A 13,572-nucleotide genomic window follows, 5' to 3' on the forward strand; every position below is an offset into this window, starting at 1 on the left:
TTCAGTTTCCACTATCGCCTCCACAACCCGTCGAAATGATGGAACGCCAACTGTGTCCCGAAGGCATCGATGTTGTCGCGCACGTTCACGATGAGCACTTCCTCGGATCCGCCGTTCTCGGGTCCGCGAAGACCTCGACCGATCATCTGTTGGTAGCGGTTGGGGCTGAACGTCGGGCGCGCGACGTACACGGCCCCCACCTTCGGTGCGTCGAATCCCTGGGAAAGGACGTTGTAGTTGGTGAGCACCCGGATCTCGCCGTCCCGGAACTTCTGAATCAACCGTCGGCGTTCCGGCGCGGGGGTGTAGCCGTCGATCGCCGCAGCTGGAATTCCGCCGTTCGCGAGAACGGCAGCAAGCACCTGAGCGTGCTGTACCGAGGCGGCGAACACGAGCGCCGTCATCTCGCTGGGCAGTGCCTCCAACGAGTCGAGAATTCCCTTGTTCCGATCGTGGTCCGCAGCAACCTCGTTGAGGTCGATTCGGTAGTCGTCGAGGTGCATCGCCTCCGAATCGGACGGACGGCGCGACTTTCCCGGAGTCAGGGTCATCCCCTCCAGCTCCTGATGCCGCACCTTCGCGAGGACTCCCATGTCCTGCAAAACCGCGTGCGGGTCGCCCTCGAAGACTCCATCCGTCAACAGATTCGAGTCGTAGCGGTTGATCAGGCCCTTGGTCTGATCCTCGTTCCGGCCACGGTATGGGCTCGCAGACAAGCCGATCAGTGTGCGATCACGTTCCTTGGTTCCGCGCTTCAGCCACTTGAACAACTCGGTGTACGTCTTCGAGACAGACGTGTGAGCCTCGTCGACCAACACGACCTCGGCGTCGGTCAACCATTCGTGCTGGCCCCGTCTGCTGAGTGAGAGCAGCTTCGCATCGGTCGCCACCACGAGATGTGCACCGTCCTCCGCCGGCGCGGCGTCGTTCGCACCCCACAGCCTGCTGATGGTGAGACGCGCACCTGCCGGCGCAACGGCCGACCACGTGTACGACCATGTGTCGACGGCCTGTTCGCAGAGTTCGTCGGACTGCGCGATCCACACGATCAGCGGTTCGGTGTCCGATTCCTTGATGTAGCGAATCAGCGCCTCGACCGCAACGCGTGTCTTTCCGGATCCGGTGGGCAGTGCCACGATTCCGCGGTTCAACCCATCTGGACCGAGGACCTCCATGAGGTTGTCAACCACACGATCCTGGTAGTCGTGCAGCGGCGGCAGCGTGACCGGTCCAATCACCTGGAATCGCGCTGCGGGAGCAGACACTCGCGCGCCGGCGAAGTCAGCGGACAGCCCGAGCTCCTTGACCGCGGCCGATGCCTGCACGCCCCCCGACAGCTTGGGGAGCAGAACCCCGTTCTCTTCGATCGCCGGCGCCAGCCGGCTGAGCAAACTCGCACCCCGCGACGCCCGAGCCATCCCCGCAACCTCGTCGTCCGTCAGTTTCTTGCCCCTGCGACGCTCGGCGAGCGCCTTGGCGCCACGCGGAATTTCGTTCTCGAGGGCATCGACACCGGCCAGCATGACCAGTTTGCGGTTCTCGTCGGTTTCCGCCTTGACCTTCTTCTTCAGCTGACTTGCCTCGCTGCGGGCGCCGATCTGGTGGATCTTTCGCTGGTCGACGTCGGTGATGAGCAGGCGCAGCTCACGGGCTACGCGAGTCAAGAGCTCCTCGTCAGTGAGGTCGTCCCGGAAGTACACCGTGCGATCTCCGTCGCGAAGCATGCTGTGCTCGGTCACATTCGAGCCGGCCATGCCCTCGGCTACCAGCTCGACGGAAATCTCCGAGCAGGGAGTCAAGTCAACCTCGGGTACAGGGCTGAGAAAGGCCCGGATACCGGGGAACTTGTCTCCGAGCAGCACTGCATCGCCCGACACGGCGGTGAGCACCTTCCGACTGATCACGGCCCGGGCATCGACCAGTCCCCAACGCTCGATCAGCGCCGACATCTGTCGTTCGTTCTCCGCGAGCACCGCCGGATACCCACTGTCCGTGAGCGCGTCGTAATCAGCCCGCGTGACGGTCACATATGCCTGCTCCGGTGACACCAATGTCGCCGCCGCGGCATGGGTCACACCGATCTCCTCCGGCACCGGCGCGGCTAGATCCGCGGCGCACGCGTAGAGCCGGTTCAGTCGGTCTTGATCGAGGAAACGCCATGGGCGCAACAAAATTCGCTCCCATTCCTGAGTGCCGAGCTGCTCCCTCAGCCCAAGCACCACAGACTGGTCCGGCGAAACCTTCGCAACTGGCAGCAGCTCGTCGGCTACGCCAGGAATCCTCGCGAACGCGTCCGCGACAGGCCGGAGGCCGAACGCAGTCTCAACGACGCCGTGGCGCTTCATCCACCAGACCGCGGGATTGGCGAACGGCATGGCCGACTGACCGCCATTGCTCGTGGAATCGAGAATCCATGAAGCCGAGGAAACACGTAGGACGTAGAGCGTGAGAGCGAGCCGCCCCTGCTCGCTCAATTCTGCCGCGAGATCGAGACCGCGAGCGGTCACACCGGTAGCAATTCGGACCCTGGCCGCGGTAACCCTGGTTCCCCGGTCAGCAAGCCACTCCACGTACCTGGAGCGGGCCGCAACTTCCCATTCCCCGAACCATGCTTCGTCCTTCTCCGGCCGCTCCAGCGGCGGCTCCGAGACCGCTCCGAGGTGGCGGAGCAACGCAAGATCCCTCGAATGAAAGGCGGTGTCGATGGCAAACGCACCGTCCCGTGTCCCGTCCGCCGGAACGATCAAGCCCGGCAACAGAACACGACCGATCCGCTGTGCCCTTCGGGCCAACGTCCGGACGGGTGTGCCACCGTCACCAAAGCCGATCGCCAGGGCAGTCCCGGCCTCCTGGACCGGCAGACCACGGGTGAGATTCCACAATTCCTCGACCATCGGGCCGGTAACCGTCGCGTCGCGCATGCGCGCCACCTGGGCACGGAGGCGTCCGAGCTGATCGAGCCGCCCGATGCCCAACGTTGCCAACGCCTGAGCGACATCAGGGTTGGCCGCCACATCAGGGTGGACGTAGGCAGCGCCCTGCTCGTCCCCAGACTCGGGGAGGAAGATCGTGCCGGCGCTGGGGGTCCGCAGAGACCCGTCAGCCGCCAGAATGAACGACGACCTTCGCATCTCGACCATGTGGTCGGCGGCCTCACGATCGACCAACACCGCTAGCTTGACAGCTTCCTGCGACCCCACGACCCCTGCGCTCGCCGCCAAATCGTGGAGCCACTCCCCCACACCCCGCGCCTTCGAACCAGCCGACGTGAGCAGGCGTTCCGCCTTAGCCCGACGTTCGGTCGTGCGATCGACGGATCCGTGCACCCAGTCAGACGGACGCCCGTCCACTGCCTCCCAGCGAGGCTTCCAGGAGGCGAATTCAGACAAGAATGCAGGCTGAAGCTTGACCTTTCCCGGTCGAACCAGGTGCCCGTCCATGTCGGGCAAACACGGCACAAGTGCAACAGCCTTCATGATCGGCTCGTTGATCGCGTCCTCTGCCCAGGAGCGGCGCTCACGCCCACGGCTCGGAAGGAGATCGAGGACCGATCCCGGATCCTGGTAGTCGACGAGTTCACCCAAGTTTGCGCTGACTAAGTCAGGCAACAGGGCGAGAATCTCGAGGTTGTACAGCCCATCGAGGATGTCGTGACGGTCCTCGTTGGTCTTGAACGGCGCATTCACGATCCCCGCAAGTGTGGTCTGCGAGTTCGTCGGGAAGTATGACCAGAAGGAACCGACCCGCGTGCGACGCTTCTGCGGCACTGCCCACACCAAATCGACTTGACCACGCCCCGAAATCTCACCAGCATCCTTGCGGGCCAGCTCGCTCGGCTGATGCCGGGCGCGGAAGACATCCCAGTCGTCTCGTTCCTCACCGGCGACAAGCGAGATACGGCTTCCACTGCGCTCCGCATTCCACACCCGCCGGACCCCGGAATCCTCGTTTCGAAGATCAATCCGATCCACATGCTCGGCAAACAGCAGAAACTCAGCCGGGAACTCCAGCAACTTCTCTCCGAGCCAGTCCATGTCGTCCTTGAGCGGGAGCCGCACGACAGTGGATGCCCACTCCATCAATTCCGCGAGGAGCGAGTCCGACCCGGCTGCCTCAATGGGATCGAAAGGGAAGCCGATCCTCAGAACCGGAGTACGCGGCACCCCTGGATTGATGTTGCGGACCATCTCTTCGCTCGCTGCGCGGTCGAACCGGACGGAGACGTCCCGGCTGATGATCTCCGGCGCGTCGGAGATCCCGAGAACAGACTTGAACCCCAGGCCGAACCTTCCGATCTCCTCGTCACGCTTTCTGGAGATGTGTGAAGCCATCAGAGTCTCAACTCCGATGCGAGTCAGCGGCATACCCTCGTTCGCGCAGTAGAGAACTCCCTTCGACAGGACCAGTGCGATCCGGCCGTGGCCTTGGACCATCGCATCCGCGGCGTTCTGCACCAGCTCGTGAAGCTGTTTGCGCCCGTAGCCACCCTCGACGTTGGAAAGCTCGATCCCAGCGTCCTGCTCGATCAAGTTGGGCTTTGCCCGATAAGCAGCGAGGCACTGCTCGGTCTGCTCACGCACATGGTCGGCCAGCGGCCCGCTCGGCCCCGCCCAATTTTCTGCCAATTGTCTACCCCTATATCACGGTCTTCAACGAACCGCCCCCGACCGTGTGCCGCCTGCGGAATGTCACGCATCGAGCGCCCGCTGTCACAGACATTTCGGGCGCCCGGTGCCGAGCCCACGAACATTGCCACATGCCACCGACAAGTGGCAGTCATTCATTCGACTGACTCGAAATGCACAGTATGCGGAGCATTTTGGCCCCTAGGACCGACGCCTTGAGGTGGAACCCATCCGTCACGCGAAGATGTGCACCGGGGTACTATCACCGACGCCCTCAGCAACTCTGAGTTTCGCGCCTCAGGTTCAGCAAGACCCACCGGCGGGCGCTCAAGTACGGCAGCCCGCGGGCCTGTTCGAAGACCGCCGTCCCGCCTTGCTCACGTTTCGATTCACGTGTTCAGAAAGTTGTGGGCCACGGCGGCGACTATCCGACGGAAACGACCTGTTCCGAGAACGAACGTCGCTGCGTCCACCAGCTTCCCTTGACCGCTTCTTCCAAGAAGTTCGCGCTCAACGGCTCAGCCGCACCGAGTGCAGCAGCGAGGACGTGCGCGGCAAGCCGAGGCGGTATTGCATTGCCAATCTGCTGGGCGGTGTCGGTGTCAGACCAGGGATAGTCAGCGGGGAAGGTCTGCAGCTGGCCGGCCTCACTCGATGAAAACCTGCCGATGCTGCCATCACCCTTGTTCACGACCTTGTTTCGCGAGATCTTGCCGGTGACCGTGAAGGCCGGCTGGTCAGATTCCCTACGGCCGCGAGCGGTGGGGATGCCCCCCGAACCGTAGTTTGATATCACTTCGAATCGGCCGCGGTGATCGAGAGCATCCGCCATCGTCACCCATGGCTTGAGAAACTCGTGCCCTGAGTCACGAGCTACGCCTTTTCGGTACTCACGATGCGTTTGCGGCGGAAGTGCCACCCGCTCCCCGAGCCGAGCAACGAGAAGAGCCCGACGACGGGTCTGCGGCACACCAAACTCCTCTGTGCGGAGGACGTCCACATCAACGTTGTAGCCATGCCGTCCCAACACGTCCGCCATCGCGTCCCAGACCGGTCGCACCGCCGGGACCTGTTCGAGAACAATCGCCTCGTACGGCTGGCCGTTGTCGAGTGCCGTTAGCGCCCACCGCAGTGGTTCGAGGACCAGGCCGGTGCGTTCGTCCTCGAGACCTTCAAGTACGGCCTTGACCTCGTCTCCCTTGCCCGCCCCCAACATCTCGACGAGCGCGAGAACCACATCGAGCGCCCCACGCCCCGTCCCCGAGCCAGCCACCGTGAAAGTCTGGCAAGGCGGGCCGCCGGCCAGCACATTCGCCTCTGGAAAGTCTTCCGGTCCGTAGTCACGGACATCGCCCTCGGTCGTGAGAAGTCCGGCCAACTTTCGAGTCTCACACGCGTTCACGTCCCACTCGACGCCCTCGACGGGAACGCCAAGCCAGTGCGAGGCCACATCCAGCCCACCCGGCCCGGCGAACAGATCCACGATACGGGGGTTCGCAACGTCGAAGGACGGGTACTGCAGAGCACTCATGGTGCCGGATTCTATAGCGCACCGCCGACAGCTCCGCACGCCGGCGGGGACGGTCGACCCCACCGCTGCAGGCGATGTGACCTGCTGATTTCCCAGGAACCAACGGGGACTACATGTTGTGGTCCATGAGGTTGGTGAATCGGCAACTGCGCGTCGGTAACTCATCGCGCAGTCCTCCGTCGGCAAATGGGAACTGCGACAACTCGCCAAGAACTCTGGGGAAACCCGCGTGTCTCACGCGTAATCCCCACTGACACCCACTCAAAGCCTTCGACTCCGCAGCGAGACGCGGACCGTCCGTTTGCCCACACCACCGCCGCGGCCGCGATCTCCAGCCAATGCCCTCCACATGGTGAATATCCACCGCGCCAGCAGCGAGTACAGCCTCCGCGACCGGGTCAGTTGCCAGGGCCGAATACGTCTACCTCCACTCGATCGTCGACGGCTTCTCCATCTCGGCACAGAGTTCGTTTACCCGCGCGAATGGACGCTAGAAGCCAACCAGCCACCGCCCTCAAGATCCAGAACATCCCCTGCAACTACCATCGCCCCGCGCTGCGACAGAAGTCGGCTACCAGCGCCTCGACTCCACGCAGGCGACACAAACGTCATGAGCTCAAACCCCTATCCCCCGACCTCTCGCCGCCGTTCACCCTCAAGTTCCGGTAGCAGGCCTGGATTCACCAAACCGCCTTCGATCCCCGAAAGGGAACAAATGCCGCTCGTCCTCGCACAGAATGAAGTGAATCTCTCCGGACACGACTACGCCGATGTTGCGGGCGAAGTCTACGAGTACCCAGCGCGGTACCAAAACCTGATCAAGCCCGGTGAACAGTTCGTCTACTACCGGGGAAAGCGCCGTTCCGGTGGTGCGATCGAGACCCCGGAGTACTTCGGAACCGGGATCGTCGGCGCGGTCTCGAAGATCGGCGACCGCTACTCCTGCACGATCACCAATTTTTCTCCGTTCGAAGTTCCCGTCGCCTTCAAGAATGGGAGCCGCTACCTCGAACCCGGCGCGAATCAGCGCGTGCCCGGTTCCTATTTTCGGTCAGGCGTACGCAGGTTGGCTCAAGAGCAATACGGTGAGATCTGCCGAGCTGGCCGCCCGCCGGCCGCCAACGACCACCTGTATGCCGAGCCAACAACTGCGCTTGAGGTCGACGAGCTGCCAGCGGTGCAGGCACCCTTCGGAGATTCCGAAGTCCTTGGCGATCTGACGCAGCGGGGCCTCACCCTTCCGGGCGACGGCGATGACGTCGCGGCGGAACTCCTCGGGGAACGGTTTCGGCATGGGGAGCATCCTTCCATCGTGAGGAGTGATCCTCACAGATCAGATGTCAACCAAACCGGGGGCAGTCCCGAACCGCAACCTTGCGGCCTGGGCAACAATCCAACCTTCCGTCACGGTGCCTGCAGCCGTGACGGAAGGCCGGTTGCGGCAACCCGGAAGTCGGGAGTGCACTGATTTGTCAGTGCCCCGCGATATCGTGATTGCGCACCACGTCGGGGGACGGATTCGGTGACGATGGCGACCGCGGTCCGACCGCGAGAGGGTGGCTCATGTCCGACTTCGACAGTTTCGACGACTCCGTCGATCACGCCTGGCAGCACTTCCAGTCCGGCCTCGCCGACCACCTCGGCGCAATGGACACCACTGCCTCCCTCGTCCTGCAGTCGCTCGGACCCGGCACCGGCGACGGCCACGCCGCACTTGTTCGCTTCCTCGTCAACGACGACCGAGTGTCGTGTTGGGTGCCCGCGAATGGCGTCTCCGAGACTCGGCACGCACCGACCGCCGCTGCCGAGACTCGACTCGTCGACCTAGGCTGGGCGCTTTCCGATCGGTCGAGCGACGGCGAGGGACTCCGCTTCTACTGGGTCGCCCAGCCGCGACGACGGGCGGACCAGTTGGCTGCGATGTCCGTGACGGCGCTGCGTGAGGTGTGGAACGTGCCGCATCCGAGTTTCCTTCGGGCCGGCAGTGCGGGCCGACCGGCCGAACTTCCGTTCACTGCCAACTACTCCCGGGACGACCTCCCTGCTGCACCGGACCCGCAACCCAATACCGAAGCGGCCCAAGGAATCGTCTTCCCGCGCGATCGCGACCACCTCCGCGAACTCGTCGGCGAGTTCCTCGCCCGGTATTCCGAGGATCCTCCGTTCGTCGATGCCTACGGGGACTTCGAGCTGAGGTTCGAGAAGATGGCCGTGTTCGTGAAGGCACACCCGGCCGAGCCCTACGTGCAGATCTGGGTTCCCCTGTTGCACTGGATCAGCAACCGAACCCGCGCCGCGGAGATCGTCGCCGAGCTCAACGCCGAGTGGCCGCTGATCAAGTTCGTCCTCGTCGAGGACCGACTGTGCGCGTCGATCAACGTCATGGCGCAGCCGTTCGTCCCACGGCACCTGGAAGACATGCTCGGACGCATGCCTGCGTTCCTCGCCACATTCGACGAGAAGTTCGCGGCCCGGTTCGGCACTGTCACCTTCCGGCACCCACAGGAGATGGTCGAGCATGAGTGTGAACCGGAATTCCCTCCCGGCCTGATGGCGGTGATCGACCTCGGGCCGGACGCCGCCGGAGCCCTGGGCGCACGGCGGGTCGCCGAGGCCTGCGGCTACGACCGCGACACTCTCCTCGAGTACATCCACATCAGCTCCGAGCAGGAGGCCGAGTGGCTCGGCCACGCGGAGGCGGCGCGCCGGTCCCCCAACCAGGACGACCTCGAACTCTGCGAGAGCGAGGCCAAAGGCTGGTCCTTGACCACCGAGTGCCTGCGGGCGGCTCTGCGACTGGTCGACTCGCCTGGCCGACACCGCGCACCCGATCCGACGCCGGAGCCCCACCGGCCGGACATGTTCGGCAACCCGACCGAGCCGACGCTATTCGACGATCCGACCTGACCTACCCGACGAGTGACAAGCAAGGACCTGTATGACGGCATCCCCACGACAGCTGACCACCACCGCGGCGCTCCGCGAACTCGACCTCTCCGACATGGATGCGGCGTTGCTCGCCCTCGCGATACTCAAGGAAGCTGCCGCACAGCAGATCCCGACGGACCTGCTGTGCCAGGCGATGGACGTGGCCGAGGTCGTGCATCTCGACGACACCCGACCGGGCAACGCCACGCGGCCGATCGAGCCATATATCGCGCATCCGCTGCGGAACACCCTGCGACTGATCCGCTACGGCTGCACCGACCCCGCGACCCTCGCCGCGGCGGCCCTGCACGACACCGTCGAGGACCACCCCGCGGACCTCATCCACATCTTGGGAGGTTCTCCAGACGAGGACCTCGACGCCGTCGGGCTGCAAAACGCCGCGCTCGAGCTGCTCGGCGAGCGATTCGGCGCGGAAGTCGCGGAGATCGTCAAGGCCGTGACGAATTCCCCGAAGCCGGCCGGCCTGTCCGGCGCCGAGAAGAACCGCCTCTACGCCGACCACGTCGAGGGCGTCCTCGGCAAGCCGCAGGTGTTCCTGGTCAAGTTCTCCGACTACGTCGACAACGCGGGCAGCGTCCACCACATTGCGGACGAGGGTAAGCGGGAGCGGCTGTCGCAGAAGTACCTGCCACTGGTCGACATCTTCCGGCGCAGCCTCGACGGCGCGGAGACACCGATCCCCGTCAGCGAGGACGGCCACCGCCGCATCCGCGAGCACCTCGACCGGATCCGGCTGCGCCTGTCCTGAGCGTGCGGACCGCACCGGGCCCACCTCCCCTTTCGTTCACCAGCCCGTCACCTCGCCCGACCCCCGCCTCGACCGGCCCCCGCGATACCGTGGACCCACACACGCCCACCACCGACATCGACGACTGGCCCGTATCCCGGACCGGCGCCGGACAGGGGAACCATGACCGAGCTCGACTCCCAGGACCAGCTGCTGCGCATCGACGGCGAGCTCGCGGTGGCCACCGACGGACACGACCAGCTGCACGCGCTGTGCCTGCGGACCCTGGCCGAGCTGCTGGGCAGCGAGCCGGACGTCGACGAGGACGGCGACATCGCGATCCCGGTCCACGGCTTCGTGGTGTACGTGACGGTCGCGGACGACGGCCCGCAGCTGCACGTGTGGTCCTCGATCCTCACCGGCCTCGGTGACCGGGCGCGCGCCGCGGAGGCGCTCACCGACCTCGCGCTCGAGTGGCCGCGCCTGCGCTTCGTGTTCAGCGACGACCACCTGCTGGTCTCGACGATCCTCGACGCCGAGCCGTTCGCCCCGCAGCACCTGATCAACCTGGTCGACGAGATGCACGAGCTCACCCACGACCTCGACGACGAGCTCGCGGCGCGGTTCGGCGGCACCCTCGACTGCGACACCGAGGACGACTCCTACGCCGGCGGCTGCGGGGGCTGCGGCGACGACTGCGACTGCGACTGCGGCGACACCGACGAGGGCCACCTCGACATCACCGCGGTGAACGCCAGCAAGTAAGCAACGGCCACGCGCGACCGGGACTCCGCGCGGGTCACCGGTCGCGCGGCCCGCTCGTCACCTCACGCCCCGTCGGAGGATCGAGCGGCAGCCGCAGCGTGAACACGGTGACGTCGGCCACCCGCCGGACGTCGATCGTCCCGCGGTGCAGCCGCGCGTTCTCCAGCGCCAGCGACAGCCCGAGCCCGCTGCCCTCGCTGCGCCCACGCGCGGTGTCCACCTTGAAGAACCGCTCGAAGATCTCAGCGCGGTGCTCCTCCGGCACCCCGACCCCGTGGTCACGCACCTCGACCACCGCCTCGTCGGCCTCCCGCCGCACGCGCACCTCGACGGGGTCGGCGCCGTGCCGTAGGGCGTTCCCGACCAGGTTCGCGACCACGATCTCCAGCCGGCGCGCGTCCCCTCGCACCGGCACCGGCACGGACGCCGACACCGGGACCCGGTCCTCCCAGCCCCGCGCGGTCAGCGTGCCGCGCACCAACTCCGTCAGGTCCACGTCCGCCAGGTCCAGCCGCGCCCGGCCCACGTCGTGCCGCGACATCTCGATCAGGTCCTCGACCAGCCGCGCCAGCTTGTCGATCTCCTCGCCGACGATCCGGGCAGCCGCGCCGGTGTCCGCGGGCAGCCGGTCCGCCTCCTCGCGGAGGATCTCCCCCACCGGCACCAGCGCCGCCAACGGGGTCCGCAGCTCGTGGGAGACGTCCGCGACGAACCGGCGCGACTGCGACTCCGACGCCGTCAGCCGCGTGATCGCCGAACCGTGTTGGCGCATCATCTCGTTGAACGTCTCGGTCACCCGGGCCAGCTCCGTGACGCCCACCTCCGGCAGCCGCACGTCCAGGTCACCCGCGGCGGCCTGCGCGGCGGCGTCGTCGAGCCGGCGCAGCGGCCGCACCAGCGTCGAGGCGATCCACCAGCCGAGCAGCCCGCAGATCACCATCCCGGCCGTCAGCGTCACCGCGACGATCCGGATCAGGCTGTCGAACTTCTCCTGCACCCCGACGAGCGGCCGAATCGCGTACGCCTTCACCAGTTCCCGCTCCGGCCCCGCCCCGGGGTACGCGGTGTTCGCCACCTCGAACGACATGCCCAGCAGGATCCGCTGGGAGTCGAGCCGCTGGAACCGCACCAGCCGCACCGAGTCGAGTCCCGCGGCGAAGCTCGCGCTGATCTGCGAGGGATCGACCGAACCCCGGCGCACCACCTGCCCGTCCACCACTGCGGTGACGTCGCCCGGGACGAACCGTTCCAGCCTGGCCGGGTCCGTGGTGTCCACCTGCGCGCCGTACAGGGGGGCCATGTCGTCCCGGAACTCGGCGATCGCCACGTCCTGCGCATTCGTGTACACCCACGATCGCGCGGCGATCGCCAACGCGACCGCCGTCGACCCCGCCACCACGGCCACCGCGATCACGAACACCAGGACGAACCGGGCCTTGAGTCCCCCGAGCCCGAATCTCACAGGGACGGCATGAATCTGTAACCGAACCCGCGGACGGTCTCGACGATCCGAGGCTCGGAAGGGTCGTCCTCGACCTTCGCACGCAGCCGCTGGATCGCCGCGTCCACCAGCCGGGAGTCGCCGAGGTAGTCCTGGTCCCACGCCGACGCGAGCAACTGCCGGCGGCTGAGCACCTGCCCGGGATTCTCCGACAGCACCAGCAGCAGCCGGATCTCGGTCGGGGTGAGGGCGATCGGGACGCCGTTGCGGCGCACCCGCAGCGACCGCCGGTCGATGTCGAGGACCGCACCGCTCGCGGCGACGGGCGCGGGAGCGGGAGCGGGCGGTTCGGCCGCCGGCGACGGGGCGGGGTCCGCGACGACGGTGCGCCGGAGCACCGCCTTGATCCGGGCGTCGAGTACCCGCGGCGTCACCGGCTTCACCACGTAGTCGTCGGCACCCGCCTCCAGGCCGGCGACGGTGTCGACGTCGTCGGAGCGGGCGGTCAGGATCACGATCGGCACCGCACTCATCGCACGCACCCGGCGGCAGATCTCGTAGCCGTCGGCGCCGGGCAACCCGAGGTCGAGCAGGATCAGGTCGGTCTCGGCGATCTCCGGCGACAGGTCGGTGTTGCCGTCCGCCAGGTGCCGGACGTGATGCCCCAGCCTGCTCAGCCCGAGCCGCATGGCCTCGGCCACGGCCGGGTCGTCCTCGATGAGGAGAATGCTTGCCACGTGTCGGCCACCTTCGTCGAGTGCGCTCCTGCCGCTGGTCACGATGCTACCGCCGCCCACACACCGAACCCCCGGCACGCTCACCACCGGCCGTCGACGGTCAGCCGTTCCTGGCGGGGATCGGCCAGCGGGCTGAGCGGCTCGGGAACGCTGTCGGACGCATGGGTGGTGGTGACCGCGGACGCGATCAGCGTGAAGCAGCCGACGATCAGCAACGCCCCCAGGGCGTCGCTCGGCCGGTGCCAGCGCAGCACCACCACCGTCACCGCGGTACCCATCGTGAGCAGCGCCGTGTTCACCAGCACCACGGGCCGCCACCGCCGCGGCGTCACCAGCACCGCCGTGCAGCCCACGGCGGCGACCGCGGTGAGGGTGCCGCTGGGGAACGAGTTGTGCATCACCAGCCCGTCCAGGCTCGGCCGGTCCAGCGACCGTTTGAGCCACCAGGCCGTCACGATCGGTCCGCCGGTGACGACCGCCACCCGCGCGGCCAGCCGCACCGGTTGCTCCTCCATCATCACCAGCAGCACGACGAGCACGCCACCGACGAGCAGGAACGGGACGATCATCCCCGCGAACACGGCGGAGAACCCGGAGGCCGACGAGGTGGACGCGCGGACCATCAGGGCCTGGTCGACGACCTGTCCCCCGGTGGTGCGGACGGCGAGCCCGAATACGAGAAGGCCGGCGACGCCCAGCGCGAACGCGGCCGACAGCCGCTGGGGCCGGAACCGGACACGGACACGGCGGTTGAGAATGTTCATGCCACCGAGGCTGCCGACGCCCTGTCACGACGC

General features: G+C 66.5%; 8 protein-coding genes and 1 pseudogene. 3 read left to right on the forward strand and 6 right to left on the reverse strand.

The features are described 5' to 3' along the window. Positions 1 to 11: 11 nt before the first annotated feature. From AC1DWC_RS03170 to AC1DWC_RS03180, 3 genes and pseudogenes are all read right to left on the reverse strand, one after another. The gene (locus AC1DWC_RS03170) at positions 12 to 4,625 is read right to left on the reverse strand and encodes a DEAD/DEAH box helicase (protein ID WP_477906082.1); all 4,614 of its coding nucleotides are present in this window, start codon (positions 4,623 to 4,625) and stop codon (positions 12 to 14) included. Between the two features lie 424 nt (positions 4,626 to 5,049). Next, entirely contained in the window at positions 5,050 to 6,156 is a 1,107-nt protein-coding gene (locus AC1DWC_RS03175; protein WP_477906084.1) for a DNA cytosine methyltransferase, read from the reverse strand. A 1,171-nt stretch (positions 6,157 to 7,327) separates the two neighbouring features. Further along, a pseudogene (locus tag AC1DWC_RS03180) lies at positions 7,328 to 7,450 on the reverse strand (transposase); the annotation flags it as partial. 269 nt (positions 7,451 to 7,719) lie between these two features. Here AC1DWC_RS03180 and AC1DWC_RS03185 point away from each other — a divergent pair. From AC1DWC_RS03185 to AC1DWC_RS03195, 3 genes are all read left to right on the forward strand, one after another. Next, complete coding sequence (locus tag AC1DWC_RS03185; RefSeq protein ID WP_477906086.1) at positions 7,720 to 9,063, forward strand: T3SS (YopN, CesT) and YbjN peptide-binding chaperone 1; 1,344 nt, start codon at positions 7,720 to 7,722, stop codon at positions 9,061 to 9,063. Between the two features lie 31 nt (positions 9,064 to 9,094). Beyond that, positions 9,095 to 9,853: an HD domain-containing protein gene (locus tag AC1DWC_RS03190; protein ID WP_477906088.1), complete on the forward strand. Its 759-nt coding sequence runs from the start codon at positions 9,095 to 9,097 to the stop codon at positions 9,851 to 9,853. 162 nt (positions 9,854 to 10,015) lie between these two features. Beyond that, positions 10,016 to 10,597: a T3SS (YopN, CesT) and YbjN peptide-binding chaperone 1 gene (locus AC1DWC_RS03195; protein ID WP_477906090.1), complete on the forward strand. Its 582-nt coding sequence runs from the start codon at positions 10,016 to 10,018 to the stop codon at positions 10,595 to 10,597. Between the two features lie 34 nt (positions 10,598 to 10,631). On the opposite strand, the gene AC1DWC_RS03200 is transcribed toward AC1DWC_RS03195, so the two are convergent. The 3 genes from AC1DWC_RS03200 to AC1DWC_RS03210 all read right to left on the reverse strand — a co-directional run bounded on the left by AC1DWC_RS03200 (position 10,632) and on the right by AC1DWC_RS03210 (position 13,539). Beyond that, positions 10,632 to 12,059 (reverse strand): sensor histidine kinase, encoded by a 1,428-nt coding sequence (locus tag AC1DWC_RS03200; protein WP_477906092.1) that lies wholly within the window; start codon positions 12,057 to 12,059, stop codon positions 10,632 to 10,634. Further along, the gene (locus AC1DWC_RS03205) at positions 12,056 to 12,775 is read right to left on the reverse strand and encodes a response regulator transcription factor (protein WP_477906094.1); all 720 of its coding nucleotides are present in this window, start codon (positions 12,773 to 12,775) and stop codon (positions 12,056 to 12,058) included. Before AC1DWC_RS03205 ends, AC1DWC_RS03200 begins: the two co-directional genes overlap by 4 nt. Positions 12,776 to 12,855: 80 nt before the next feature. Beyond that, positions 12,856 to 13,539, reverse strand: a complete 684-nt coding sequence (locus AC1DWC_RS03210; protein ID WP_477906096.1) for a phosphatase PAP2 family protein — start codon at positions 13,537 to 13,539, stop codon at positions 12,856 to 12,858. Positions 13,540 to 13,572 lie beyond the last annotated feature (33 nt).

It is taken from the genome of Rhodococcus sp. P4_C10 (assembly GCF_056402135.1).

Excerpts from the sequence above, each read along its gene's own strand:
- AC1DWC_RS03195 (WP_477906090.1), top strand. The coding sequence starts at position 10,016 with ATGACCGAGCTCGACTCCCAGGACCAGCTGCTGCGCATCGACGGCGAG.
- AC1DWC_RS03190 (WP_477906088.1), top strand. The coding sequence starts at position 9,095 with ATGACGGCATCCCCACGACAGCTGACCACCACCGCGGCGCTCCGCGAA.
- AC1DWC_RS03175 (WP_477906084.1), bottom strand. The coding sequence starts at position 6,156 with ATGAGTGCTCTGCAGTACCCGTCCTTCGACGTTGCGAACCCCCGTATC.
- AC1DWC_RS03185 (WP_477906086.1), top strand. The coding sequence starts at position 7,720 with ATGTCCGACTTCGACAGTTTCGACGACTCCGTCGATCACGCCTGGCAG.
- AC1DWC_RS03210 (WP_477906096.1), bottom strand. The coding sequence starts at position 13,539 with ATGAACATTCTCAACCGCCGTGTCCGTGTCCGGTTCCGGCCCCAGCGG.